This window comes from Microbispora sp. ATCC PTA-5024, from assembly GCF_000511135.2.
GTDB classification, from domain to species: Bacteria; Actinomycetota; Actinomycetes; order Streptosporangiales; family Streptosporangiaceae; genus Microbispora; species Microbispora corallina.
Genome location: NZ_KI866522.1, coordinates 648,421 through 671,615, shown reverse-complemented (window position 1 = coordinate 671,615; position 23,195 = coordinate 648,421). Strand labels below are relative to the sequence as shown.

The 23,195-nt window shown below is 73.2% G+C and carries 27 protein-coding genes; 20 read left to right on the top strand and 7 right to left on the bottom strand.

The window, feature by feature from the left end; all coding sequences use genetic code 11:
* Nucleotides 1–7: 7 nt before the first annotated feature.
* Nucleotides 8–1,657 (top strand): 2-succinyl-5-enolpyruvyl-6-hydroxy-3-cyclohexene-1-carboxylic-acid synthase, encoded by a 1,650-nt coding sequence (gene menD, locus MPTA5024_RS03100; RefSeq protein ID WP_036319673.1) that lies wholly within the window; start codon nt 8–10, stop codon nt 1,655–1,657.
* A gap of 3 nt (nt 1,658–1,660) precedes the next feature.
* Here the strand turns inward: menD and MPTA5024_RS03095 are convergent, their stop codons facing one another.
* Nucleotides 1,661–2,857, bottom strand: coding sequence for a cytochrome P450 (locus MPTA5024_RS03095; protein ID WP_084369396.1), 1,197 nt, complete (start codon nt 2,855–2,857; stop codon nt 1,661–1,663).
* Between the two features lie 89 nt (nt 2,858–2,946).
* Between MPTA5024_RS03095 and MPTA5024_RS03090 the strand changes: the two genes are divergently transcribed.
* Nucleotides 2,947–3,555 (top strand): TetR/AcrR family transcriptional regulator, encoded by a 609-nt coding sequence (locus MPTA5024_RS03090; RefSeq protein WP_036319670.1) that lies wholly within the window; start codon nt 2,947–2,949, stop codon nt 3,553–3,555.
* A gap of 138 nt (nt 3,556–3,693) precedes the next feature.
* Nucleotides 3,694–4,338 carry a DedA family protein gene (locus MPTA5024_RS03085; protein ID WP_036319668.1) on the top strand — a complete coding sequence of 215 codons (645 nt, stop codon included), beginning with the start codon at nt 3,694–3,696 and terminating at the stop codon, nt 4,336–4,338.
* Here the strand turns inward: MPTA5024_RS03085 and MPTA5024_RS03080 are convergent.
* Complete coding sequence (locus MPTA5024_RS03080; protein ID WP_036319665.1) at nt 4,325–5,062, bottom strand: GntR family transcriptional regulator; 738 nt, start codon at nt 5,060–5,062, stop codon at nt 4,325–4,327. The two genes, MPTA5024_RS03085 and MPTA5024_RS03080, sit on opposite strands and share 14 nt — an antisense overlap.
* Nucleotides 5,063–5,235: 173 nt before the next feature.
* Between MPTA5024_RS03080 and MPTA5024_RS03075 the strand changes: the two genes are divergently transcribed.
* The 11 genes from MPTA5024_RS03075 (at nt 5,236) to MPTA5024_RS03025 (ending at nt 15,175) form a co-directional block, all read left to right on the top strand.
* Nucleotides 5,236–6,207 carry a sugar ABC transporter substrate-binding protein gene (locus MPTA5024_RS03075; protein WP_036319662.1) on the top strand — a complete coding sequence of 324 codons (972 nt, stop codon included), beginning with the start codon at nt 5,236–5,238 and terminating at the stop codon, nt 6,205–6,207.
* 28 nt (nt 6,208–6,235) lie between these two features.
* On the top strand, nt 6,236–7,270 hold the full coding sequence (locus MPTA5024_RS03070; protein ID WP_036319659.1) for an ABC transporter permease: 1,035 nt from the start codon (nt 6,236–6,238) through the stop codon (nt 7,268–7,270).
* Nucleotides 7,267–8,058, top strand: coding sequence for an ATP-binding cassette domain-containing protein (locus MPTA5024_RS03065; protein ID WP_036319656.1), 792 nt, complete (start codon nt 7,267–7,269; stop codon nt 8,056–8,058). Before MPTA5024_RS03070 ends, MPTA5024_RS03065 begins: the two co-directional genes overlap by 4 nt.
* A 187-nt stretch (nt 8,059–8,245) precedes the next feature.
* Entirely contained in the window at nt 8,246–8,782 is a 537-nt protein-coding gene (locus MPTA5024_RS03060; protein ID WP_036319653.1) for a flavin reductase family protein, read from the top strand.
* Complete coding sequence (locus MPTA5024_RS03055; protein ID WP_036322934.1) at nt 8,775–9,260, top strand: cupin domain-containing protein; 486 nt, start codon at nt 8,775–8,777, stop codon at nt 9,258–9,260. The genes MPTA5024_RS03060 and MPTA5024_RS03055 overlap by 8 nt, the downstream gene beginning before the upstream one ends.
* A 26-nt stretch (nt 9,261–9,286) precedes the next feature.
* Nucleotides 9,287–9,907, top strand: coding sequence for an IMPACT family protein (locus tag MPTA5024_RS03050; protein ID WP_036319650.1), 621 nt, complete (start codon nt 9,287–9,289; stop codon nt 9,905–9,907).
* 146 nt (nt 9,908–10,053) lie between these two features.
* Nucleotides 10,054–10,446, top strand: coding sequence for a GntR family transcriptional regulator (locus MPTA5024_RS03045; protein WP_036319647.1), 393 nt, complete (start codon nt 10,054–10,056; stop codon nt 10,444–10,446).
* 58 nt (nt 10,447–10,504) lie between these two features.
* Nucleotides 10,505–11,389 carry an ABC transporter ATP-binding protein gene (locus tag MPTA5024_RS03040; protein ID WP_036319645.1) on the top strand — a complete coding sequence of 295 codons (885 nt, stop codon included), beginning with the start codon at nt 10,505–10,507 and terminating at the stop codon, nt 11,387–11,389.
* Nucleotides 11,386–12,453 (top strand): transporter, encoded by a 1,068-nt coding sequence (locus MPTA5024_RS03035; protein ID WP_036319642.1) that lies wholly within the window; start codon nt 11,386–11,388, stop codon nt 12,451–12,453. The genes MPTA5024_RS03040 and MPTA5024_RS03035 overlap by 4 nt, the downstream gene beginning before the upstream one ends.
* Nucleotides 12,450–13,883 (top strand): S41 family peptidase, encoded by a 1,434-nt coding sequence (locus MPTA5024_RS03030; protein WP_036319640.1) that lies wholly within the window; start codon nt 12,450–12,452, stop codon nt 13,881–13,883. The genes MPTA5024_RS03035 and MPTA5024_RS03030 overlap by 4 nt, the downstream gene beginning before the upstream one ends.
* Nucleotides 13,884–13,960: 77 nt before the next feature.
* On the top strand, nt 13,961–15,175 hold the full coding sequence (locus MPTA5024_RS03025; protein ID WP_036319637.1) for an alpha/beta hydrolase family protein: 1,215 nt from the start codon (nt 13,961–13,963) through the stop codon (nt 15,173–15,175).
* A 30-nt stretch (nt 15,176–15,205) separates the two neighbouring features.
* Here MPTA5024_RS03025 and MPTA5024_RS03020 read toward each other — a convergent pair whose 3' ends face one another.
* The gene (locus tag MPTA5024_RS03020; protein ID WP_232326415.1) at nt 15,206–16,435 is read right to left on the bottom strand and encodes an isochorismate synthase; all 1,230 of its coding nucleotides are present in this window, start codon (nt 16,433–16,435) and stop codon (nt 15,206–15,208) included.
* Nucleotides 16,436–16,599: 164 nt separating this feature from the next.
* On the opposite strand from MPTA5024_RS03020, the gene MPTA5024_RS03015 reads away from it, so the two are divergent.
* Entirely contained in the window at nt 16,600–17,415 is an 816-nt protein-coding gene (locus MPTA5024_RS03015) for a GDSL-type esterase/lipase family protein (protein WP_036319632.1), read from the top strand.
* A 14-nt stretch (nt 17,416–17,429) separates the two neighbouring features.
* On the opposite strand, the gene MPTA5024_RS03010 is transcribed toward MPTA5024_RS03015, so the two are convergent.
* Both MPTA5024_RS03010 and MPTA5024_RS03005 read right to left on the bottom strand, forming a co-directional pair.
* Nucleotides 17,430–17,738, bottom strand: a complete 309-nt coding sequence (locus tag MPTA5024_RS03010; protein ID WP_036319628.1) for an AzlD domain-containing protein — start codon at nt 17,736–17,738, stop codon at nt 17,430–17,432.
* Nucleotides 17,738–18,445 carry an AzlC family ABC transporter permease gene (locus MPTA5024_RS03005; RefSeq protein WP_051457643.1) on the bottom strand — a complete coding sequence of 236 codons (708 nt, stop codon included), beginning with the start codon at nt 18,443–18,445 and terminating at the stop codon, nt 17,738–17,740. Before MPTA5024_RS03005 ends, MPTA5024_RS03010 begins: the two co-directional genes overlap by 1 nt.
* A 54-nt stretch (nt 18,446–18,499) precedes the next feature.
* On the opposite strand from MPTA5024_RS03005, the gene MPTA5024_RS03000 reads away from it, so the two are divergent.
* Nucleotides 18,500–19,072, top strand: coding sequence for a helix-turn-helix domain-containing protein (locus tag MPTA5024_RS03000; protein ID WP_232326143.1), 573 nt, complete (start codon nt 18,500–18,502; stop codon nt 19,070–19,072).
* Between the two features lie 47 nt (nt 19,073–19,119).
* Here the strand turns inward: MPTA5024_RS03000 and MPTA5024_RS02995 are convergent, their stop codons facing one another.
* Entirely contained in the window at nt 19,120–19,692 is a 573-nt protein-coding gene (locus MPTA5024_RS02995) for a CGNR zinc finger domain-containing protein (RefSeq protein WP_036319623.1), read from the bottom strand.
* 21 nt (nt 19,693–19,713) lie between these two features.
* On the opposite strand from MPTA5024_RS02995, the gene MPTA5024_RS02990 reads away from it, so the two are divergent.
* Complete coding sequence (locus MPTA5024_RS02990; RefSeq protein WP_036319621.1) at nt 19,714–20,157, top strand: VOC family protein; 444 nt, start codon at nt 19,714–19,716, stop codon at nt 20,155–20,157.
* Nucleotides 20,158–20,169: 12 nt separating this feature from the next.
* On the opposite strand, the gene MPTA5024_RS02985 is transcribed toward MPTA5024_RS02990, so the two are convergent.
* The gene (locus MPTA5024_RS02985) at nt 20,170–20,784 is read right to left on the bottom strand and encodes a zinc-binding dehydrogenase (protein ID WP_084369395.1); all 615 of its coding nucleotides are present in this window, start codon (nt 20,782–20,784) and stop codon (nt 20,170–20,172) included.
* A 23-nt stretch (nt 20,785–20,807) separates the two neighbouring features.
* Between MPTA5024_RS02985 and MPTA5024_RS02980 the strand changes: the two genes are divergently transcribed.
* From MPTA5024_RS02980 to MPTA5024_RS02970, 3 genes are all read left to right on the top strand, one after another.
* A complete protein-coding gene (locus tag MPTA5024_RS02980; protein WP_332310597.1) occupies nt 20,808–20,951 on the top strand; it encodes a hypothetical protein in 144 nt (47 codons plus the stop codon).
* Between the two features lie 62 nt (nt 20,952–21,013).
* Nucleotides 21,014–22,438: a serine hydrolase domain-containing protein gene (locus MPTA5024_RS02975; RefSeq protein WP_198166925.1), complete on the top strand. Its 1,425-nt coding sequence runs from the start codon at nt 21,014–21,016 to the stop codon at nt 22,436–22,438.
* A 31-nt stretch (nt 22,439–22,469) separates the two neighbouring features.
* Nucleotides 22,470–23,189, top strand: a complete 720-nt coding sequence (locus MPTA5024_RS02970; RefSeq protein ID WP_036319615.1) for a MerR family transcriptional regulator — start codon at nt 22,470–22,472, stop codon at nt 23,187–23,189.
* The last annotated feature ends 6 nt before the right edge of the window (nt 23,190–23,195 follow it).

The following is a 23,195-nucleotide window of genomic DNA, read 5'->3' as shown; positions in this document are numbered from 1 at the left end:
ACCGTCCGTGAACCCGGCGACCGCGCTCGCCACCGTTCTCGTCGACGAACTCGTCCGGTGCGGGGTCACCGACCTCGTGCTCGCCCCCGGCTCCCGGTCGGCGCCGCTGGCGCTCGCCGCGCACGCCGAGTCGCGCCTGCGGCTGCACGTCCGCATCGACGAGCGGTCCGCGTCGTTCCTCGCGCTCGGGCTGGCCAAGCGCTCCGAGCGCCCGGTCGCGGTCGTGTGCACCTCCGGCACGGCCGCCGCGAACTTCCACCCGGCCGTCGTCGAGGCGTCCGAGGCCGGCGTGCCGCTGCTCGTGCTCACCGCCGACCGGCCGCCTGAGCTGCGCGGCACCGGGGCGAATCAGACGATCGACCAGGTCAAGCTGTACGGCTCGGCCGTGCGCTGGTTCGCCGAGATCGGCGTGCCGGAGGACCGGCCCGGCCAGGTGGCCTACTGGCGGTCGCTGGTCTGCCGGGCCCATCAGCGGGCGACCGGCCCCGCCGACCCCGGGCCCGTCCACCTGAACGTGGCCTTCCGCGAGCCGCTGGTGCCCGACGGCGACGCGACGTGGTGCGAGTCGCTGGAGGGCGACGCGAGCGGGGCGTGGATCCGGGCCAGGGTCGCGCCGCCCGCCTCCGCCCTGCACATCCCGCCCACGCGGCGCGGCGTGCTCGTGGTGGGGGACGGCGCGGTCAACGTGCGCCGGTACGTCGCGGCCGCCGGCATGGCCGGGTGGCCCGTGCTGTCGGAGCCGACCGGCGGCGGCCGGTACGGCGACCACGCGATCTCGGCCTATCACTTCCTGCTGGGGGACCCGGAGTTCGCCGAGGCCCACCGGCCGGACGTCGTGGTCACCCTCGGCAGGCCGGGGCTGTCGCGGCCGCTGCTGTCGTGGCTGCGGCGGGCCCAGGAGCACATCGTGGTCGCGCCCGACCTCACCCGCTGGCCCGACCCGACGCGTTCGGCCACGCAGGTCGCGCAGGCCGTCGAGATCCCGATCGCCTCCGGCGACGACGCCTGGCTCGGCTCGTGGCGGCAGGCGGACCACGCCGCCCGGGAGGCGCTCGACCAGGTGCTCGACTCCCACGGGCTGAGCGAGCCCCGGCTGGCCAGAGACCTCGCCGAGCTGCTGCCCAACGGGTCGCTGCTGTTCTGCGGGTCGTCGATGCCGATCCGGGACCTCGACCAGGCCATGCGGCCCCGGCGCGGGCTGCGGCTGATGGCCAACCGGGGCGCCTCGGGGATCGACGGGCTCGTCTCCAGCGCCATGGGCGCGGCGCTCGCGCACAACGCCCCGGCGTACGCCCTGATCGGCGACCTGACCCTGCTGCACGACCAGAACGGCCTGATCCTCGGCCCCCGCGAGCCCCGCCCTGACCTGTGCCTCGTCGTGGTCAACAACGACGGCGGGGGGATCTTCTCGCTGCTGCCGCAGGCCGCGCTCGAGGCGCCCTTCGAGCGCGTCTTCGGGACGCCTCACGGGGTCGACTTCGCGTATCTTGCGGCCGCGAGCGGCCTGCCGTACACGCTGGTCACCGAGCCCGAGGAGCTGTCGCGGGCGCTCAAGGGGGACGGGGTGCGCCTGGTGGAGGCCCGCACCGACCGGGAAACCAACGCGGCCGTGCACGCGGCGATGCGCGACGCCGTGCGCGCCGCCATGCGGCCGTAGCGCTCACCAGGTCACGGGCAGCTCGACCAGGCCGCCGGTCAGCGCGTCGCGCCTGACCTGGAGCTCCTCGGCGGGCACCGCGAGCCGCATGTCCGGGAATCGCGGCACGAGCTGCGAGAACACGGCCGTGAGCTCGATCCGGGCGAGCGGCGCCCCGATGCAGTAACGCGGCCCGTGCCCGAACGCGAGGTGCTGCGCCGCCCGGTCGCCGGAGTAGCGGAGCACGTCGAAGCGATCGGGGTCGGGGAAGACGGCGGGGTCGTGGTCGGCGGCCGTCGTGTCGAGGAGGACCATCTCCCCGGCGGCCACCGGCAGCCCGGCGACCTCCAGGTCCTCCCGCGCGTAGCGGGGGATGCCGGCGCCGCCGCCGCTGCGCTGGGGGGCCCGCAGCACCTCCTCCACGGCGGCCGGGACGAGCCCGGGGCGGTCGAGCAGCGCCCGCCACTGGCCCGGCGTGGTGAGCAGCAGCAGCGCGCCCATTCCGATCCGGACCACCGTGGTCTCGTGGCCGGCGAACAGCAGCGCCATCGAGAGCATCGCGATCTCGTCGTCCCCGAGTCCTTCGGCCGCGCGCAGCCGGGAGATCACGTCGTCGCCCGGCTCGTCGCGCCTGCGCCGCACGAGATGCCGCCCGTAGGCGAACAGCTCGCCCAGCCCCTGCTCGGAGCGGGCGCGGTCGCGCACGTCGGCGGCGGCGAGGGTCCAGGCGCGGAACCGGTCCCGGTCCTCGTACGGCACGCCGAGCAGCTCGCAGATGACCAGGATCGGCAGCGGCAGGGCCAGCGCCTCGGTCAGGTCGGCCGGCGGCTCCCGCTGGACGAGGTCGTCGAGCAGCCCGGCCGTCAGCGTCTCGACGCGGTCGCGCAGGACGCGCATGCGCCCGGGGGAGAAGTGCGGCTGGAGCAGGGCGCGCATGCGGCGGTGGTCCTCGCGCTCGGTTGCGAAGTCGCCCTGCGGGCCGCCGAACAGCGCGGAGTCGCCGGTCCTCGCGGCGTTCGCCGGGTCGGGGTGCGAGCGGCCAAGCCGGTCGTCGGCCAGCAGGCCCCGCACCTCCTCGTACCCCGTCACCAGCCAGGCCTCGTGTCCGGACCGCGTCCGCACACGGTGGACCGGGCAGCCGGTCGCCTGGAGATCGGCCAGCGCCGGGGCCGGGCGGAGCGGGTGCGGCTGCTCGAACGGCAGCAGGGGGAGGTCGGCCATCGACGTCTCCTTCGTATACGCCCGTTTGTATATCTGAGAGTAAACAAAGGCTACTTGTATACTCCCGCGTACACAAGGGAGGGCGAGGGATGCCGGCAGGCGAGCGGGACGGCGAGGGCGCGGAGCGGGAGGCGCCGGTGCGGCGGCTGCGCCGCGCCGACCGGCGCGAGCAGATCCTCGACGCGGCGACCCGCGCGTTCGCCCGCGCGGGCTTCACGGCGACCGGCCTGGACGACGTCGCCGCCGAGGCGGGGGTCACCCGGGTGATCCTCTACCGGCACTTCGACTCCAAGGCCGACCTGTACCGGGCGGTGCTCGACCGGGGGTTCGCGCGGCTGGAGGAGTCGGTCGGCGCCGGCGGCTTCGGCGGGGAGACGATCCCGGCGCTCGTGCGCGCCGCGGCCGCCGACCCGGACGCGTTCCGGCTGCTGTTCCGCCACGCGGCGGGGGAGCCCGAGTTCCGCGGCGTGATCGACGCGCTCACCGAGGAGTCGCGGGAGGTCAGCCGAAGCCACCTGGTCTCGCGCATCCCCGATCCGGCCTGGCTGGAGTGGGCGTCGCGGCTGCTCCCCGTGGTGACGGTCGAGGCCGTCATCGCCTGGCTCGACGCCGGGCGTCCCGACCCCGAGACGGCCGCGGCCCGCATCCGCCAGGTGGTCGACGACGTGATCGAGACCGCTGTGGGCGGGCGCCGCTGACCCCGGCGATCGTCGCGGAAGGGGAGCCGTACGGGCGGGGGTCGTCCCGGGGGCGGACGCGCTCTGGTCCTCCAGAGGGATGGCGCACGCCTCCACCGACGGCACAATGGGTCGTGTTCCCCCGCCTCGAGGAGTGAGATGCACGTCGACGAGTGGCTGCAGACCATCCCCGCCGTCTGGGTCTACGTGCTCGTGGGCGCCGTCGTCGGCCTGGAGAGCCTGGGCATCCCGCTGCCCGGCGAGATCGTCCTGGTGAGCGCCGCGCTCCTGTCGGCGAAGGGCGTCGTCAGCCCGGTCCTCGTCGGGATCTGCGCGAGCTCGGGCGCGATCGTGGGCGACTCGATCGGGTACGCCATCGGGCGCAAGGGGGGCCGGGCGCTGTTCGACCGGCTCGGGCGGCGGTTCCCCAAGCACTTCGGCCCGGCGCACCTCGCCAAGGCGGAGCAGATGTTCACGCGGTGGGGCATGTGGGCCGTGTTCTTCGGCCGGTTCGTCGCGCTGCTGCGCATCCTCGCCGGGCCGCTCGCCGGCGCCCTGCACATGCCGTACTGGCGGTTCCTCGTGGCCAACGTCCTCGGCGGCGCGCTGTGGGCGGGCGGCACCACGGCGGGCGTGTACTACCTGGGCGTGGTGGCCGACCGGTGGCTGAAGAACTTCTCGTGGGCGGGCCTCGCCGTCGCGATCGCGTTCGGCCTCGCGAGCACGCTGTGGCTCAAGCGGAAGGCCGCGAAGGCCGTCGCGGTGGAGGAGCCCGAGACGGCGGAGCCGGTCAGCGCTCGATGAGCGTGACCTCCAGGGAGTAGTGCGAGGCCCGGTAGACGTGCGAGCCATGCTCCACCGCCCGTCCCTGGTCGTCGTACGTCGTCCGGACCATGGTGAGCAGCGGCGCCCCGCGGCGCTCGGTGAGCAGGCGGGCCTCGGCGGGCGTGGCGGCCCGCGCCCCGATCCGCTGGTTGGCCACCCGCATCCGCACCCCGGCGGCCCGGAGCAGCTCGTACAGGCCGCGCTCCTCGAGCGCGGGCGCCGACAGCGCGGCGGGGCCGGGCGGCAGCCAGTTGTGCAGCAGCGCGAGCGGCTCCCCGGAGGCGTAGCGCAGCCGCTCGACCCGCAGGACCTGCGCGTCGGGCGGCAGGCCGAGGACGGCGCCCATCTCCTCGCCCACGGGGACGGTCTCGAGTGACAGCACCCGCGTCTCGGGCTGCTGGCCGGCCCGCCGCAGGTCGTCGTACAGGCTGGTCAGCTCGACGGAGCGCTTCACCTGGCCGTGGACGACCTGGGTGCCCACGCCGCGCTTGCGCACCAGCAGGCCCTTGTCGACGAGGTACTGGATGGCCTGCCGCACCGTGGGGCGGGACAGGCCGAGCCGGTCGGCCAGCAGGATCTCGTTGTCGAGGCGCGCGCCGGGGGCGAGGTCGCCTCGCCTGATGGCCTCCGAGATCTGCTCGGCCACCTGGAAGTAGAGGGGGACCGGGCTGGACCGGTCGAGGTCGATCTCCAGCTCGCTCATGTTCTCCTCCTCCGGGGGCCCCGATCCTATCCACCGTCCTGATGTCCGGACAAACGTCGGCAGGACAGAAAGTCCTATTGTCAGGACAAATCATTGACAGGGGTGTCCGGCGGGGTTAGAAACAAGCACCGGTGATCTCACGGGGGGGCACGAGCCGACGTGAGGAGGAATCGATGAAGCGGACGACCATGGCGATCGCCGCCGTCCTGCTGACCGCCCTGGGTGGATGTTCGAGTGCCGGCGGGGCGTCGCAGGACGCGCCGTCGCAGCAGGCCGCCGCGGCGCCCGCCGCGAAGTTCGCCGTCATCACGCACGGAGGGGCCGGGGACGCCTTCTGGGACGTGGTGAAGAACGGCGCCGAGGCCGCGGGAAAGCAGTACGGGGTCACGGTCACCTACCAGGGTGACGGCGACCCGGCGAAGCAGTCGCAGCTCATCGACCAGGCGGTGAGCGAGAAGGTGGACGGCCTGGTGGTCTCGATGGCCAACCCGGACGCCCTCAAGGAGTCGATCGGGAAGGCCGTGGCCGCCAAAATCCCGGTGATCACCATCAACTCGGGCGGCGACCGGTCGAAGGAGTTCGGCGCGATCACCCACGTCGGCCAGTCGGAGGACGTCGCCGGCCGGGGGGCGGGCGAGAAGCTCAAGGAGGCCGGGGTCACCAAGCTGCTGTGCGTGATCCACGAGGCCGGGAACGTGGGCCTCGACCAGCGGTGCAACGGCGCGACGGCCACGCTCGGCGGCACCGTCGAGCGGCTGCAGGTCGACGTCAGCGACCTTGCGGACGCCACGTCCAAGATCAAGGCGAAGCTGCAGAGCGACACCTCGGTCAACGGCGTGCTGACGCTCAACCCCGCCGTGGCGATCGCGGCCAGGGACGCCATCAAGGACGGCGGGTCGCAGGCCAAGCTGGCGACCTTCGACCTGTCCGGCGACGTCGTCACCGCGATCGAGGACGGCGAGATCCTCTTCGCCGTCGACCAGCAGCAGTACCTGCAGGGATGGCTGCCGATCACGTTCCTGTACCTGTACAAGAAGAACCTCAACACCGTCGGCGGCGGCCTCCCGATCAACACCGGGCCGGGCTTCGTGACCAAGGACAACGCGGCCCAGGTCGCCCAGCTCGCGAGCGGCGGCACCCGGTGAGCGGCGCCGCCGGGCGGGAGGAGCGGCGATGACGGCCGTCGCACAGGACGAGCGCGTCGCGGACCCGGGCCGCCTGCGCCGCCTGCTGATCCGGCCGGAACTCGGCTCGGTGGTCGGAGCGATCGTGGTCTTCGCGTTCTTCTCCGGGCAGTCGGCCGTCTTCCGGTCGGTCGACGGCGTGGCCAACTGGCTCGACCCGGCCTCCACGCTCGGCGTGATGGCCGTGGCGATCGCCCTGCTCATGATCGGCGGCGAGTTCGACCTGTCGGCGGGGGTGCTGACCGGCACCAGCGGGCTGGTGCTGGTCACCCTCGCCACCAGGGCCGGGTGGAACGTGTGGGCGGCCATGCTGGCCGGGCTGGTGGTCGCCCTGCTCGTAGGGTTCGTCAACGGCCTGCTGGTCGTCCGGACGAGGCTGCCGAGCTTCATCGTCACGCTCGGGACGTTCCTGATGCTCCAGGGACTCAACCTCGGGGTGACCAAGGCGCTGACCGGGACCGTCCAGGTGAGCGGCCTGCGCCACGCCCCCGGGTACGACGGCGCGCGGGCGGTGCTCGCCGGGTCGGTCACGCTGGGCGGCACCGGCTTCCGGGTGGCGATCCTGTGGTGGGTGGCCGTGACGGCCCTGGCCACCTGGGTCCTCACCCGGACCCGGGCCGGCAACTGGGTGTTCGCCGTCGGCGGCAACGAGCAGGCCGCCCGCGCGGTCGGCGTGCCGGCGGCCCGCGTGAAGATCGCCCTGTTCATGACGACGGCCGGCGCGGCGTGGCTGGTCGGCTCGATCCTCGCGCTGCGCTTCACGTCCGTGCAGGCCAACGCGGGCATCGGGCAGGAGTTCATCTACATCATCGCGGCCGTCATCGGCGGCTGCCTGCTCACCGGCGGGTACGGCTCGCCGGTGGGGGCGGCGATCGGCGCGGTCATCTTCGGCATGGCGGACAAGGGCATCGTGTTCGCGGGCTGGGACGCCGACTGGTTCAAGTTCTTCCTCGGCGCGATGCTCCTGCTGGCGACCCTCGCCAACCGGCTGGTCCGCCGCTACGCGGAGGAGGTGAGGCGGTGACCCCGCTCCTGGAGACCCGCGACGTGGGCAAGACCTTCGGCAGCGTGGTGGCGCTGCGCGGGGTGTCGATGACCGTCGAGCGGGGCGGGGTGACCTGCGTGCTCGGCGACAACGGCGCGGGCAAGTCCACCCTCATCAAGATCCTCTCCGGCGTCCACGCCCCCGACTCCGGGACGTACCTGGTGGACGGCGAGCCGGTCCGGTTCGGCAGCCCGAGGGAGGCGCTCGACCGGGGCATCGCCACGGTCTACCAGGACCTCGCGATGATCCCGCTGATGTCGGTCTGGCGGAACTTCTTCCTCGGCTCCGAGCCGCCGGCCCGCGGCCCGTCCCGTGCGCTCGGCGGCTTCGACGTGGCGACGGCCAAGCGGGTCGCCCGCGAGGAACTGCGCCGCATGGGCATCGACATCCGGGACGTGGACCAGCCGGTCGGCACGCTGTCCGGCGGCGAGCGGCAGTCGGTCGCCATCGCCCGGGCCGTCCACTTCGGCGCCCGCGTCCTCATCCTCGACGAGCCGACCTCCGCGCTGGGGGTGAAGCAGGCCGGGGTCGTGCTGCGGTACATCGCCCAGGCCCGCGACCGGGGCCTCGGTGTGGTGTTCATCACGCACAACCCCCACCACGCCTACCCGGTGGGGGACCGGTTCCTGCTCCTCAACCGGGGGACCGGTATGGGGGAGTACGGCAAGGCCGACATCGGCAGGGACGAGCTGACCTCGCTGATGGCCGGGGGAGCCGAGCTCGACGAGCTGGCCCACGAGCTGCGCCGCACCGACACCCCTTCGTGAGGGAGCCGGGGGAGGGGACCCCGGGTGACGGCACATCGGAAGGGCCGACGACACTTGAAGGCGCCCCACGATTGAGGGAGGTTCGGTTCATGACGGCGCCCCCAGACGCCCACGCCCCGGCACGCCGGCCCGGCCCGCCCCCGCTCCCCGGCTCGGAGCCGGCTGCCGTACCCCCGGCGGGGAGCGCATGAGCGCGGACGCGATCGAGGACGGGTCCCCGCGGGACGCCTTCCTGTCCGCCTTCCGCCGGCACGCGGCCGGGGTCGCCGTCGTGACGACGATGTCGGAGCACGGGCCGGTGGGGTTCACCGCCACCTCGGTCACGTCGGTGTCCCGGGAGCCTCCGATGCTGGCCTTCGGCATCGGGACGTCGTCGTCGTGCTGGCCGGCCATCCGCGACGGCCACGCCTTCGTGGTGCACATCCTCGCGTCCGGGCAGCGCGATCTGGCGGCGCTGTTCGCCCGCCGCGGGGCCGACCGTTTCGGGCCGCACACGCGCTGGAGCCGCCTGCCCGGCGGGGAGCCGCTGCTCCACGGCGCCGCCGCCTGGCTGCGCTGCCGGACCCGCGAGCGGTTCATCGCCGGCGACCACCGGCTCGTCCTCGGCCTGGTCACGGACGGCCGGGCGGACCCGGAGCTCGACCCGCTGGTCTACCACGACGGGACGTACCGCATCCTCTCGGGCCTGGATCCCCGAGACCTGATCGGAGGTGCCGATGGCTGACGGCGTCACGCCGCCCGAGGACCCGTTCCACCGGCGGCTGCACCACGTCGGGCCGGGCGGCCTGACCGCGGAGACGGCCCAGACGGGCGGCATGGTCCGCTGGGCGGCCATCAGCGGCGCCACCGTCGGCTCTGCCGGCCTGTGGATGGGCCAGACCCACGTCGCGCCCGGGACGGTCTCGGCCGACCACCACCACGGGGCCTGCGAGACGGCGATCTACGTGGTGAGCGGCACGCCGTCGTTCGTCTTCCTCGACGTCGAGGGGGACCGGCCCCGGGAGGTGCGGATCGACACCCGGCCGGGGGACTACGTCTACGTCCCGCCGTTCGTCCCGCACCGCGAGGAGAACCCCGACCCGGAGGCGGAGGCGGTCGTCGTGATCGCGCGCAGCACGCAGGAGGCCATCGTGGTCAACCTGCCCTCGCTGGCCTGGGAGGGCCCTGTCGGCCTCGGCCGCACCGATGACCTTACTTCGTAAAGGCGCCCGGTCGGTACGCTGACCGGGTGGCCGCGCCGTACCGCACGATCAGGACCGTCATCGAGCACGAGACCGAGGTCCGCCGGTCGCGGTTCCTCTGCGCGCTCGCGCCCGCGCCGAGCGAGGAGGCCGTGCGCGAGTTCGTCGCCACGCGCAGGCGGCTGCACGCCGACGCCACCCACAACTGCACGGCGTACGTCCTCGGGACCGGGCAGCGGCGGGCCGACGACGACGGCGAGCCCGGCGGCACGGCGGGCACGCCGATGCTGGAGATGCTCACCCGGCGCGGCTTCGCCGATGTCGTGGCGGTCGTGACCCGCTACTTCGGGGGCGTGCTGCTCGGCGCCGGCGGCCTGGCCCGCGCGTACGGCGGCGCCGTGGGCGAGGCGCTCGACCGGGCCGAGGTGGTGGAGATGGTCCCCGCCACGCTCGTCGCCGTGTCGATCGACCACGGGCACGCCGGGCGGCTGGAGAACGACCTGCGGGCCTCGCCGTACGCGCTGCGGGGGGTGGACTACGGCGCGCGCGTCACGTTCGAGGTCGCGGTGGCGGAGGACGGCGTGCCGGAGTTCGAGCGCTGGCTCGCCACGGCCACGGCCGGCCGCGCCGCCTTGGGCTTCGGCGAGCGCGTCTACCTGCCCCGGTAGCGGCGGCGCGCCGCAGGCGGTCGCCGTACCGGCCGGCGCCCTCACGTCTTCTGGAACCGCGCACATCTCGCGCGCGCCGCGATCCTTACGACGGCTTAACAACTACACTCCTAAAGTGCTAGGAGTCTAGATAAATGGAGGCCTGAGTGATCGAGTTCCATCTGGACGGCCGGTCCGGTGTCTCGCCGTACCTGCAGTTGGTCCACCAGGTACGCCACGCGCTGCGGCTGGGACTGCTGCGTGAAGGCGACCAGCTTCCGACCGTCAAGGACGTGGTCGCGCGGCTGGCGATCAACCCCAACACGGTCCTCAAGGCCTATCGGGAACTCGAGCACGAGGGCCTGGCGGCTGCCAGGCCGGGGGTCGGGACGTTCGTGACCAGTACGCTGACCGACGCGTCGCTGGCCGCGCACGCCCCGTTACGCCGAGAGCTGCAGCGCTGGCTGGCCCGGGCCCGTCAGGCCGGTCTTGACGACGAGAGCATCGAGGCCCTGTTCACGACAACCTTTCGGACCGCCTCAGAGGAGGACATAGCGTGACCGAGCGTAGCGAGGGCATCGCCAGCACCCTGGTCGTGAGGGCTCAGGAGGACGCCTCGTGACCGCCGTCCTGCAGGCCCGGGGGCTGGGCAAGAGGTACGGCAGGCGATGGGCGCTGCGCGACTGCACCATCGACATCCCGGCCGGGCACGTCGTCGGGCTGGTGGGCCCCAACGGGGCCGGCAAGACCACACTGCTGAAGCTCGCCGGGGGCCAGCTGGCGCCGACATCGGGCAGCGTCGCCGTGCTCGGCGGCCCTCCGGCGGGTGGCCCGGCGCAGCTGGCAAAGGTCGGTTTCGTCGCCCAGGACACCCCTGTCTACGCCGGGCTGAGCGTCGCCGACCATCTGCGGCTGGGAGCCCGGCTCAACCGCGGGTGGGACGCGGCGCTGGCACGGGACCGGATCGGACAGCTTGGGCTCGATCCGTCGCACCGGGCGGGGAACCTGTCGGGCGGTCAGCGGGCCCAGCTCGCCCTCACCCTGGGCCTGGCCAAGCGGCCCGAGCTCCTGATCCTGGACGAGCCGGTCGCCTCGCTCGACCCGCTCGCCCGCCGTGAGTTCCTGCAGGGCCTGATGGAGGCGGTCGCCGAGCACGAGCTCAGCGTGGTGCTCTCCTCCCACCTGGTCGCCGACCTGGAACGGACGTGTGACTACATCGTCGTGCTCGTCGACTCGCGTGTCCGGGTCGCCGGGCAGATCGAGAACCTGCTGGCCACCCATCACCGGCTCACCGGCCCGCGCCGCGATCCCGGCCGCCTGCCCGCCGGCCAGCACGTCGTCTCCGCGAGCCACACCGACCGGCAGAGCACCTTCGTCGTACGCACCGAGGCGCCGATCCACGACCCCGCCTGGACGGTCAGCGGGCTCAGTCTGGAAGACCTCGTCCTCGCCTACATGGAAAAGCCCGCCGCCGCCCGGCCGCTTCTGGAGGTACAGCAATGATCTGGCTGACCTGGCGCCAGCTGCGCGGCGGCGCCGTGACGACGGCCGTCGCGCTCGCCGCGCTCGCCGCCGTCCTTGCCCTGACCGGCCCGACCCTGGCCTCCGACTACTCCTCCGGAATCACCGCCTGCACCCGGGGCGGCGACTGCGCGCGCTTCTTCGACCGGTTCTTCGACGATCACCAGATCCCCTTCCTGGCCGTCACGGTCGTCACGCTGATCCTGCCGGCCCTGATCGGGCTCTTCTGGGGAGCGCCGCTGATCGCCCGTGAGCTGGAGGCCGGCACGCACCTGCTGGTGTGGAACCAGAGCATCACCCGCACCCGCTGGCTGGCCGTCAAACTCGCGCTCACCGGCCTGGCCTCCATGGCCGCCGCCGGCCTTTGCAGCCTCGCGGCGACCTGGTGGGCCGAGCCCCTGGACAAGTCCGCCGCCCCGGGCTTCACGCTGATGGATCCCCTGGTGTTCGGCGCGCGCGGCATCGTCCCCATGGCGTACGCGGCTTTCGCCTTCGTCCTCGGTGTGACCGTGGGGATGCTCGTCCGCCGGACCCTGCCCGCAATGGCCCTCACTCTGGCCGTCTTCGCGGCCGTGCAGATCGCCATGCCGCTGGTGGTCCGGCCCCACCTGCTCCCCCCGGTCAGCTCGGCCTTCGAACTCAGCCCTGCGAACGTGGACGGGATCCACATGCCGCGCGACGGCGGATCCCTGGCACTGACCCTGGACTCGGCGATACCCGGCCGGACAGGCGCCTGGGTCCTGTCCAGCCACCTCGTCGACCGCTCCGGGCGCACGCTCGACGACGGCGGCCCTGGCGCCATCGCCGTGTCCACGTCCTCCGGACCCTGCGCACCGCCGGAGCAGCGACCGGAGACGGCACAGGCAGGGGATCACTATGCCGGGTGCCTGGCCGAGATCAACCGGCTGGGTTACCGGCAACAGGCCACCTACCAGCCATTCGACCGTTTCTGGCCCTTCCAGTTGATCGAGACCGGGCTTTACGCCCTCCTCGCACTGGGCCTCGCCGGATTCTGCTTCTGGTGGCTCCGCAGGCGCGTGTCATGACCGTCAGGACCGTGACGGCCGGGCTCCTGCTCTTCCTGGCGGCGGCCTGTACGGGGAGCACGCCGCCGCGCACCCAGCCCAGCACGGCGGCCGACGCCGGGAAGGCCGTATGCGCGAAGCCTCAGGGCAACCCCGCGCCGGAGACGCCCACCACGATCGACGTCGTCGAGCAGGCCTACAACTGCATCCTCGCCTACTACTACAGCGGGGCCACGCTGGACACCCGCTCGCTGCTGACCGGGGCATTCGCCGCCTTCACGCAGGAGCTCAACCGCAACGGGCGCGACCTGCCCGGGGCCACCGCACCGGCCCTGACCGGTGACCGGAAGGCCGATTGGGCCGCGTTCGAGGCGGCCTACCGGCGCACCACCGACCAGCTGCCCGACGACGCCGGCCTCCGGCAGAGGCTGGCCGCCGCCACCCTGCAGGCCATCGTGGCCGGTCTTGGCGACGACCACGTCCGCTGGACGTACGGCGTCCAGCGGCCGCCCGACTCCTACGACGACGACCGGTACGACCTGGGTCTCAAGGCCAGCGTGGGCCCGCAGGTGGCCGGCAGTCCCGGGAGCGCCCTGCCCCCGCTGTTCGTCACCGCCGTCCTGGGCGGGCCGGCGAAGGGCGCCGGGCTGCGTCCCGGCGACGTCATCGAATCGATCAACGGATCGGCGCCCTTCGTCGACGGACTCGTCACCCCGGCCGCGGTCACCGCGCTCTACCCGCGGTATCCGCAGGACGGTCCGGTCACGCTCCGCCTGCTTCGGCAAGGCACCGGCCGCCGCTGGACCGTGACCCTGAAGCCCGGCCTCTACCAGCCCGATCCGGCCGTGACGCAACCGGTGTCGTCCAGGTTGCTGCGGGACGGCATCGCCTACGTACGGCTGGACGGGTTCGCCCCCGACGCCGCGGACAGGGTCTTCACGGCCATCTCCAGGCTGGGCACCGGCCGGACCCTCACCGGCCTCGTGCTGGATCTGCGGGACAACGGCGGCGGCAGTCCCGATGAGGCCGACCGCCTGCTGGGCGGATTCGCCCACGGCAAGGTCACCGCGTACCTGTGCGCCGCGGACGGCGCCTGCGAGACCCTGCGGACCGACGACACGGTCCCGCTGCTCGGCCTGCCGCTGGTGGTGCTCACCGGTCGCGGCTGCGCGTCGGCCTGTGAGCACTTCAGCTCCGCCGTCAAGGACCTCCATCTCGGCCGGCTGGTAGGGACGCGGACCGCCGGCGCCGTGTCTGGCCCGGCGCAGATGTACCTTCTCGGCAACAACACCGTCCTGGGGCTTCCGTCCAAGCACCACCTGGCCCCCGATCGGGAGGTCGTCGACCGCATCGGCGTGGCGCCCGACCACTACGTGCCGCCGACTCCCGGGGACGCCGCCGCCGGGCGCGACCCCGCTCTGGCCCTGGCGCTGACCCTGCTGCACCCGTGACGAACCGTGGCGGAGGCCGCCACGTGGACCACACCCCCTGCCATCAGGTCGTCCCAGCCGGAAGGGCGGACACCTCCATGAGTCATGCCATCGAACCGAAGCCGATCCGGCGTGCCTGCCTGGCGGCGGCCGCCGGGCTGGCCGTCCTGGCTGCGGCCGCCTGTTACGCGCCCACCCCTCCCAGGTCGGAGACCGCCGCGTCCACCGGTCCGTCGGCCGCGCCCGCGGGCACCCCGATCCTGCCCGCGCCCACCGGGCCGCATCCGGTCGGCACCACAGCCCTGCATCTGACGGACACCTCCCGCTCCGACCCGTGGGTGCCCGAAGCGAAGGCCCGGGAGCTCATGGTCACCCTGTGGTACCCGGCCCGGGCGCGTGAAGGGCGGCGGGCGCCATACATGACCGCGAAGGAGTCGGAGCTCACCCTGAAGGGCAAGAGGGTGACCGGTGTGCCGTACGACATGCTGAGCAGGACGCGCACCAACGCCTTCAGCGACGCGAGACCGGCGGGGCGCAAGGGGTCTCTGCCCCTGGTGGTGCTCTCTCCCGGGTTCACCATGCCCCGGAGCACTCTGACCGCCCTTGCTGAGGAACTGGCCAGCCGGGGGTACGTGGTGGCCGGCGTCGACCACACGTATGAGAACTACGCGACGACCTTCCCCGATGGGCGGATCGCCGAGTGCGTCGCGTGCGACTCCGACTCCGACCCCGGCTTCGGGGCGAAAGTGGCCGGAGTCCGGGCGGCCGACGTCTCCTTCGTGCTCGACCGGCTGACCGGGCCGGACGCGAAGTGGAAGGGCTCCTCCCTGATCGACCCGTCCGAGATCGCGCTGGCCGGGCATTCCATCGGTGGGGCCGCCGCCGTCGCGGCCATGCTGAAGGACCGCCGGGTGCGCGCCGGGATCGACATGGACGGCACGACGTACGCCCGTATCCCGAAGAAGGGGCTGTCGCGGCCGTTCCTGTTCATGGGCTCGGCGGGCCACGTGCCCGGAGGCCGCGACAACTCGTGGGACCGTGACTGGAGACTCCTGACCGGATGGAAGCGCTGGATCGCGCTGCCCGGCGCGGACCATCAGTCCTTCACCGATGTGCCGCTCCTCGCGGGTCCCCTGGGCATCGCCCTCCCGGACGGTCTGTCCGCGGCCCGGTCACTCGAGATCACCCGCGTGTACGTCCGGGCCTTCCTCGACCTGCACCTGCGTCACGAGCCGCAGACCATCCTGGACCGGCGCTCGCCGCGCTACCCGGAGGTCGAGTTCTGCGCTCCTGACAGGAGGACCTGTGGGTAGCCGGACCGGGGAGTGCGCGGCCGCCGGAGGTCAGCCCTCCAGGGCGTACTGCATGGCGCGGAGCTTGGCCTGCGCCTCGGCGAGCTCCGCCGCCGGGTCGGACTCGGCCATGATGCCGCAGCCCGCGAACAGCCGGGCCCGGTCGCCGGACACGTACGCGCAGCGCAGCGCGATGCCCCACTCGCCGTCGCCGCGGGCGTCGATCCAGCCGACCGGGCCGGCGTAGCCGCCCCGGTCCATGCCCTCCAGCTCACGGATGACGGAAAGGGCCGTGCCGGTGGGCGTGCCGCCGACGGCGGCCGTGGGGTGCATGGCGGCGACCACGTCGAGCACGGACGCCCCGTCCGACAGACGGCCGGTCACGCGGCTGGCGAGGTGCTGCACGTTGGGCAGCACGAGCAGCTCGGGACGGTCGGGCACGTCGAGGTCGGCGCACAGGGGCGTGAGGGCCTCCCGGACCGATGCGACCGCGCAGGCGTGCTCGTGGCGGTCCTTCTCGGAGGCGAACAGGGCCATCCCGCGGGCGGCGTCCTCGGAGGCGTCCGCGCCGCGCGCCGCCGTGCCGGCGAGGACCAGCGACTCGATCGACTGGCCGGTGTGCCGGACCAGCAGCTCGGGGGTGGCCCCGACGAGGCCGCCGACCGAGAAGGTGTAGCACTCCGGGTACCGGTCGGCCAGGCGGGCGAGCAGAACGCGGGGGTCGATGTCGCGGTCGGCGACCGCGGTCAGGTCCCGGGCCAGCACGACCTTGTCCAGCGCGCCGTCCCGGATCCGCCGGACCGCGCGGGCGACCCGGTGCTCCCACTCGGGGGCCGTTAAGGAGCCGTCGCCGTACCGGATGCGGCCGGGGGGCACGGGCGGGGTCGCCAGCGTGAGCCGGTCGTCGCCGACGGTGGTGAGCCAGGCCCGGCCTCCGCGGCGGGCGAGCACCACCCGGGGGACCACCAGGGTCGAGCCGGGCGTGTCCGCGTCGAAGGTGAACGAGCCGAGCGCGACCGGCCCGGAGCCCGGCATGCCGACCTCGTCGTCGATGTGCGCGCCCTCGAACAGGGAGGACAGCCAGCCGCGGGCCCACTCGAAGCGGCCGGGACCGGGCGGCACGACGGCGCGGGCCGCCTCCCCCCAGCCCACCAGGCCCTCGCCGTGCCGGACCCAGGCGTAGGGGGCGGCGTCGGGCAGGCGCGCGAGGAGATCGTGGGGGTCGCTCACCGCGACCGTGCGTACCGCGAGGGGGCGGATTAGGGCGACACTCACCCGAATCACTCTACGCACGATCTGAACGTGTTCGACCGCAGCCCCCCTCGGAGGCCGGAAGTCCCGGTGTCAAGCGGCGATAGGAACTTGGTCATGGAAGGTCCACCTTCCCTGCGGGCGATAGAGCACACCTCCACGTGATCTCTACCTTTGATCTCCCGGAGGTGTCCATGATCAAGAAGATCACGCCAGTCCTGGTCGCGGGGGTCCTGCTCGCGCCCGGCACTGCCCACGCCCGTACGACGCCCGCCGTCATGGCCGCGCTCGGCGACTCGATCAGCGCGGGCTTCAACGCCTGCGGCTGGTACGTCGCGTGCACCTCGCGCTCGTGGTCGGCCGGGGACCATCCCTCGGTGAACAGCCATTACCTCCGGCTGCTGTCCCTCGCCCCGGCGATCAAGGGCCACAACCTGAACTTCGCCGTTCCCGGCTCCACCAGCGCCGACCTGGCGGGCCAGGCGCGGCAGGCCGTCCGGGGCGGGGCGCAGTACGTGACGATCCTGATCGGCGCGCAGGACGCCTGCATGGGCTCCGAGAGGGACATGACCCCTGTGTCCGTCTACCGCCGCCGGATCGACGAGGCCCTGAACGTCCTCAAGCCCTCGGGGGCCCAGGTCTTCGTCGCCAGCATCCCCGACCTGAAGCGGCTGTGGCGGGTGGGCAAGGACAACGCCTGGGCCCGTGCGTTCTGGGCGGTCGGCCGCATCTGCCAGTCGATGCTGGCCGCCCCCACCTCCACAGCCAAGAAGGACGTGGCCCGGCGCGACGCGGTGCGCGAGCGGGTGATGGCCTACAACGACGAGCTCAGGCAGGCCTGCGCCGCGTACGGTCCCACCTGCAGGTACGACGGGGGAGCGGTCTTCGGCTACCCCTTCACGCTGAAGCTGCTCAGCCCCTGGGACTACTTCCACCCGAACGCCGACGGGCAGCGGGCCCTGGCCAAGGTCACGTTCGACGCGGGCTTCTACTCCGCCGTCGAGCCCTGAGCCCCCGGACCGCGTCAGGGCAGCCCGGCGAGGCGGAGCGCCGCGGTGGTGGCCGCGGCCGCGACGACCACCAGGGGGAACGGCGCCCGCCGCAGGGCGAGCGCCCCGCCGACCAGCACTCCGGCCGGCCGGGCCCACCCGGCGAAGCCGTGCCCCTCGGTGAGCGCGGCCACGGCCACCAGGGCCACGAGCAGCACGGCCGCGGCGTCGGACAGCAGGCGCCGCAGCGGATCGGGCAGGCGGAGCCGGTCCCCGAGCAGCGGCCCCGCCAGCCGGAACGCGTAGGTCCCGGCCGCGAGCAGGACGACGGCGAGGGGCGGCATCACGTCTCCCCCGGCATCGTGTCTCCCGGCGTGCCGCGCCGGCGCCGCCGCGCGGCGGCCAGCAGCCCGGCCGGCGCGAGCAGCACGGGCAGCCCCGCCGGGAGGAACGGCGTGGCCGCCACGGCGACGCCCGCGCCGGTCAGGGCGGCGCGGCGGACGCCGGGGGAGGCGAGCGAGGGCAGCACCAGCGCCAGCAGCACGGTGGGGAAGGCCGCGTCGAGGCCCAGCGCGGCGGTGTCGCCGATCGCCCGCCCGGCCGCCACCCCGGCGGCGACGCCCGCGTTCCAGCAGGCGAACAACGCGACGCCGCAGGTCCAGAACACGTCCCTGCGCCGCCGCGGGTCGTCGTGGCGCATCGCGAAGGCGACCGCCTCGTCCATGATCAGGTGAGCGCCCGGCAGGCGGGTCCACCACCGGCTCCCCAGGGCGTCGGCGACGGCGAAGCCGAACGGCAGGAGGCGTGCGTTCAGCACGAGGCCGGCGGCGACGGCCGCCGCGGGGCCGCCCCCGGCGAGCACGACGCCGACGGCGGCGAACTGCGCGCCGCCCGCGAAGACCAGCAGGGACATGGCGACCGGTACCCAGGGGTCGAGGCCGCCCGAGACCGCGATCGCGCCGAACGAGGCGCCGACGATCGCGTCCGCGGCGCACACCAGGGCGATGTCGCGCAGCGTGCCGGAATCGATTGTTCGCCAGAACGAACGCATGTCTTTTATAATGAACACCGATGACGGTGTTCGTCAAACCGAACAATTGACAGTATGGAGCGAACCATGCAGACCGGCAGCCCGGGCTTGATCGGGGTCATCGCCGCGTCCCTCCGGCGGGAGCGGGAGCGCGCCGGCATGTCCCTGACGGAGCTGGCCAGGCGGGCGGGCATCGCCAAGTCCACGCTGTCGCAGCTGGAGTCGGGCTCCGGCAACCCGAGCGTCGAGACGCTGTGGGCGCTGGGGGTCGCGCTCGGCGTGCCGTTCAGCCGGCTCGTCGACCCGCCGCGCCCCAGCGTGCGGGTGATCCGGGCGGGGGAGGGCCCGGCGACGTACTCCGAGCGCTCCGACTACGCGGCCACGCTGCTGGCCTCCTGCCCGCCGTCCGCCCGCCGGGACATCTACCGGATCGAGGCGGAGCCGGGCGAACCCCGGGTCTCCGAGCCGCACATGCCGGGCACCGCCGAGCACGTCGTGCTCGGCGCCGGGCGGGCACTGGCCGGGCCGGCGGCGGAGCCGGTCGAGCTCGGACCGGGCGACTACGTGGTCTACCCCGGCGACGAGCCGCACGTCTTCCAGGCCCTCGCCGCCGGCACCGCCGCCGTCGTCGTCATGGAGCACGTCTGAGCGCCCGACGCGCTGCGGCGGCACCGCTTGAGGTGGGGGTGTGGTGGTCAGCGGGACTGGGCACGGTGGCGGCGGACCTTGTCACGGTTGCCGCACCGCTCCATCGAGCACCACCGGCGCCTCCCCGGGCGCGAGGTGTCCACGAAGAGCAGGTGACAGCCGTACCCCGCGCACTCGCGCATCCGGTCGGCGTACGGGCCGGTGAACAGGTCGATCGCGTCGCGGGCGATGGCCGAGACGACCTGGTCGCCGGTCGCCGGGGCGAGCCGCGCCGTCCGGCCGTCCTCGTCCATCTCCGGCACGGGCGGCGCCAGCCGCGCCGCCTCGTTCAGCGCCGCGACGTCGGCGGGCGCCGTCGCGCGGCCGTTCGCCCTGTCGGCGGCCATCCTCCACAGGGCCGCGCGCAGGGTCTTGGCCCTGCCGAGCTGCTCGGGGGTGGTCTCGACCCGGTCCAGGCCCAGCCGGGACTCCGCCGTCCACCGGCCGAGGTCGGCCGGCTCGTGGAGCAGTTCGTAGCGGGGGTACACGACGGATCCTCCGGTGGTCACGAACTCCAGGCAGAGGGCCCCCGGGTCGAAACGGTAGGAGACGCCGTCCGAACCGCGTAGCGTCACAGGCATGTAACTAGTATAAGTAGTTACATGACCATCGCATGGAAGCTCGTCATGGACGCCGCCGACCCCCACCGCCAGGCAGCCTTCTGGGCCGAGGCGCTGGGCTACGTGGTGGAGGACAACAGCGCGCTCATCAGGCGCCTCCTCGACCAGGGAGCGATCGACGACAGCGCGCTCACCCCCGACCGGACGGCGTTCCGGACCCTCCAGGCCGTCCGGCACCCGGACGACCCCGCCGATCCCGTCAGCGGCGTCGGACTCGGGCGGCGGATCCTCTTCCAGGGCGTCCCCGAGCCCAAGACCGTCAAGAACCGGCTGCACGTCGACCTGCACGTCGGCCCCGAGCGCCGGGACGCCGAGGTGGACCGGCTCAAGGGGCTCGGCGCCACCGTGCTGTGGACCGTCGAGGAGCCGGGCGACCACCACGTGACGATGGCCGACCCGGAGGGCAACGAGTTCGACGTCCAGTAGGCCGGCCGCGCCTCAGCGGGCCACGGTGACCACGATCTTGCCGACTTGGGTGTTGGACTCCAGGTGCCGGTGCGCCTCGACGATCTCCTCCAGCGGGAACAGGCGGTCCACCACCGGGCGGAAGGCCCCGGTCCGCAGCCCCGAGGAGACGAACGCCGCGGCCCGGCGCAGGCGTTCCCGGTCGCGGGTGATCTCCAGCACCGTGTAGGTCCTGATGTTCAGGGCGGGCATGCCCAGGTCGAACCCCGGGTACGGCGTGGGCTGCCCGCTCTGCGCCCCCCACAGGACGAGCGTCCCGCCGGGGGCGACGGCCCGGCCCAGGGCCGTCACGCCGGGCCCGGCGACGGCGTCGAGGACCTGCTCGGCGCCCCGTCCGCCGGTCAGCGCCAGCACCCGCTCCGCCACGTCCTCCTCGTCCGAGACGATCACCTCGGCCGCGCCCTCCTCCAGCAGCCGCGCCCTCTTGGCGCGGGTGCGGGTGACGGCGATGGGGGTGGCTCCCGCGCGGACGGCGGTGTGGATCGCGGCGAGGCCGACGCTGCTCGACGCGGCGTTCAGGACCACCGTGTCGCCCGCCCGCACTCCGCCGACCTCCACCATCGCGCCGTACGCGGTCAGGTAGGGCATCCACCGCCACCCACCAATTCACCGTGCTGCGCGAGGCGGGCCTCATCCGGCACTACTACGTCGGGACCTCGCGGATGAACGCCCTGCGCCGGGCCGAGATGGACGAGACGTTCCCCGGCCTGCTCGACGCCCTCACCGCGCGGCGCGCGGCTCGACGTGGGGGCTGACGAACCGTTTTCCGTTCCGGGCTTGACCCTGCCCCCGGGGGCAGGGTTCGACGATGCCTCACATGGACACAACCTCGCTGCACACCGTCGAAGCCCAGATCCGTGCCCAGGTCGCCGCCTACTGCGAGTCCGCCAACCTCCCCGGATTCGTCGCCGGCGTCTATCACGACGGCGACCAGATCGTCGTCGCCCACGGCACCGCGAACGTCACCACCGGCGCGCCCATGCGCGACGACACCGGATTCCTCTTCGGCTCCGTCACCAAGGTCCTGACCACCACGCTGGTCCTGCGGCAGGCCGACCGTGGACTGCTGGACCTCGACACGCCGGTGGTGACGTACCTTCCCGACTTCGCCCTGACCGCGCCGGGCGCGGCGGACAGGATCCTGGTCCGGCATCTGATCTCCCACACCAACGGCATCGACGCGGACCTGTTCTTCCCCGACGCCAAGGGCCGCGACGCCCTGAAGACCTACGTGAACGGCCTCGCGAGCAGCTGCGGCGCCCTGTTCGAGCCCGGCGAGCAGCTCAGCTACTCCAACGGCGGCGTGATCGTCGCGGGCCGCGTGCTGGAGGCGGTGACCGGCCTGTCCTTCCCCGACCTGCTCGAACGCGACCTCTACGCACCCGTCGGCATGAAGGACTCCGGCACCTCGGCCGAGCGGGCCATCCTGCGCGGCACGGCGGTCGGCCACTTCACGGACCCCGAGACCATGGCGGCCAAACCCACGGGCATGTTCATGCTTCCCGACACCTGGGGGCCGGCTGGCGGCACGCCGATCGGCACCGTCGCCGACCTGCTCGCCTTCGGACGCACCCACCTCGCGGGTGGTGTGTCCCCATCCGGCGCGCGCGTCCTGTCGGCCGAGTCGACCGCGCTCATGCGGCAGGTCTCGTACGACATGGCGACCCCGAACGTCCCGCCGATAGGCCTGGGCTGGGTGCTCTACCCGTTCGGAGACACGACCGTCCTGGCCATGTCCGGCGCGTCGCCAGGCGGTGTCTCCCTGCTGTGCGTCGTCCCCGAGCACGACCTGGTCTTCACCGCGTACGGCAACACCCCGGGGGCGATCCTCCTGCACGACCAGCTCCTGCGATGGCTGCTGAGCGAGCACCTCGGTATCCGGATCCCCCGGCTGGTGACCGAGATGGAGCAGGATGTCGACCTCGCCCCCTACGTGGGCACCTACCGCTCCAACCAGCTTCGCGTCGACGTCACGATCGTCGACGGACAGCTGGAGGAGCGCACGACCTACGAGCCGGCGGACGAGTCGCAGGAGCGCATCTTCACCGCGTTCGCCGGCGGCACGACCTCCGCCCCGCCGAAGCGCTACGTGCCGGTGCGACCGGGCCTGTTCGCGCCCGCCGGCTACCCGGTGGAGATGTTCGACGTATACCTGCGGCTGCTGCTCGTCTCCTACCACGACATCCGCGACGGCCGGGCGCGCTTCCGCAACGCCGGCGGCCGCCTGACCCGCCGGGCCTGAAGGCTTCCCGCCGGGTGGAAGGATGTCCACCATGCTCACGATCGGCCGGCTCGCGGACTACGCCGGAGTGACCATCAAGGCCATCCGCCACTATCACGAGCGCGGTCTGCTCCCTGAGCCCGTCCGCGACTCGTCCGGCTACCGGCGGTACACCGCCAAGGACGCCGTCGACCTCGTCAAGATCAGAATCCTGGCCGATGCCGGCGTGCCACTGGCCCGCGTCAAAGACCTCCTCGACGCCGGGCCGGGCACGCTCACGGCCGCCATCGCCGAGATCGACCGCGACCTCCAGGACCGCATCGCGCGGCTGCGGCGAATCCGCGGCCAACTCGCCCAGCTGCGCGGCGGCGACCGGCTTTTCGTCTCCCCGGAGGTCGCCGACCATCTCGACGATCTACGTGAACTCGGCGTCAGCGAGCGCCAGACGCAGCTGGAACGCGACGGCTGGATCCTCATGCGAACGGCCTCACCCGAGGACGCCGCCCTGTGGATCGCCGAGAAACGCGAGCTCATGACCGATCCGGAGTTCCGCGCCCTCTACCTCGAACACGACGCCGCCTACGACTGGTCGCCGGACGACCCCCGCCTCCCCGGCCTCGCGGCCCGTACCCGGAACTGGTTGGCCGATCACCGCAGCCGGGCTGAGACCCGTCCTGCCGGCAACCCGGCGATCGCCCGGTTGGCCGCGCACTCTCAGCCCGGAGCCTCGTCTCCGGCGTGGGACCGCCTCACCCAGCTCATGAGAGGCTGACGACTC

What these genes read in the sequence shown, in the direction of transcription:
- MPTA5024_RS03095 (WP_084369396.1), bottom strand. Translation starts at nt 2,857, where the DNA reads ATGGCCGACCTCCCCCTGCTGCCGTTCGAGCAGCCGCACCCGCTCCGC.
- MPTA5024_RS03090 (WP_036319670.1), top strand. Translation starts at nt 2,947, where the DNA reads ATGCCGGCAGGCGAGCGGGACGGCGAGGGCGCGGAGCGGGAGGCGCCG.
- MPTA5024_RS03085 (WP_036319668.1), top strand. Translation starts at nt 3,694, where the DNA reads ATGCACGTCGACGAGTGGCTGCAGACCATCCCCGCCGTCTGGGTCTAC.
- MPTA5024_RS03080 (WP_036319665.1), bottom strand. Translation starts at nt 5,062, where the DNA reads ATGAGCGAGCTGGAGATCGACCTCGACCGGTCCAGCCCGGTCCCCCTC.
- MPTA5024_RS03075 (WP_036319662.1), top strand. Translation starts at nt 5,236, where the DNA reads ATGAAGCGGACGACCATGGCGATCGCCGCCGTCCTGCTGACCGCCCTG.
- MPTA5024_RS03070 (WP_036319659.1), top strand. Translation starts at nt 6,236, where the DNA reads ATGACGGCCGTCGCACAGGACGAGCGCGTCGCGGACCCGGGCCGCCTG.
- MPTA5024_RS03060 (WP_036319653.1), top strand. Translation starts at nt 8,246, where the DNA reads ATGAGCGCGGACGCGATCGAGGACGGGTCCCCGCGGGACGCCTTCCTG.
- MPTA5024_RS03055 (WP_036322934.1), top strand. Translation starts at nt 8,775, where the DNA reads ATGGCTGACGGCGTCACGCCGCCCGAGGACCCGTTCCACCGGCGGCTG.
- MPTA5024_RS03035 (WP_036319642.1), top strand. Translation starts at nt 11,386, where the DNA reads ATGATCTGGCTGACCTGGCGCCAGCTGCGCGGCGGCGCCGTGACGACG.
- MPTA5024_RS03030 (WP_036319640.1), top strand. Translation starts at nt 12,450, where the DNA reads ATGACCGTCAGGACCGTGACGGCCGGGCTCCTGCTCTTCCTGGCGGCG.
- MPTA5024_RS03025 (WP_036319637.1), top strand. Translation starts at nt 13,961, where the DNA reads ATGAGTCATGCCATCGAACCGAAGCCGATCCGGCGTGCCTGCCTGGCG.
- MPTA5024_RS03015 (WP_036319632.1), top strand. Translation starts at nt 16,600, where the DNA reads ATGATCAAGAAGATCACGCCAGTCCTGGTCGCGGGGGTCCTGCTCGCG.
- MPTA5024_RS03010 (WP_036319628.1), bottom strand. Translation starts at nt 17,738, where the DNA reads ATGCCGCCCCTCGCCGTCGTCCTGCTCGCGGCCGGGACCTACGCGTTC.
- MPTA5024_RS03005 (WP_051457643.1), bottom strand. Translation starts at nt 18,445, where the DNA reads ATGCGTTCGTTCTGGCGAACAATCGATTCCGGCACGCTGCGCGACATC.
- MPTA5024_RS03000 (WP_232326143.1), top strand. Translation starts at nt 18,500, where the DNA reads ATGGAGCGAACCATGCAGACCGGCAGCCCGGGCTTGATCGGGGTCATC.
- MPTA5024_RS02995 (WP_036319623.1), bottom strand. Translation starts at nt 19,692, where the DNA reads ATGCCTGTGACGCTACGCGGTTCGGACGGCGTCTCCTACCGTTTCGAC.
- MPTA5024_RS02990 (WP_036319621.1), top strand. Translation starts at nt 19,714, where the DNA reads ATGACCATCGCATGGAAGCTCGTCATGGACGCCGCCGACCCCCACCGC.
- MPTA5024_RS02985 (WP_084369395.1), bottom strand. Translation starts at nt 20,784, where the DNA reads ATGCCCTACCTGACCGCGTACGGCGCGATGGTGGAGGTCGGCGGAGTG.
- MPTA5024_RS02975 (WP_198166925.1), top strand. Translation starts at nt 21,014, where the DNA reads ATGGACACAACCTCGCTGCACACCGTCGAAGCCCAGATCCGTGCCCAG.
- MPTA5024_RS02970 (WP_036319615.1), top strand. Translation starts at nt 22,470, where the DNA reads ATGCTCACGATCGGCCGGCTCGCGGACTACGCCGGAGTGACCATCAAG.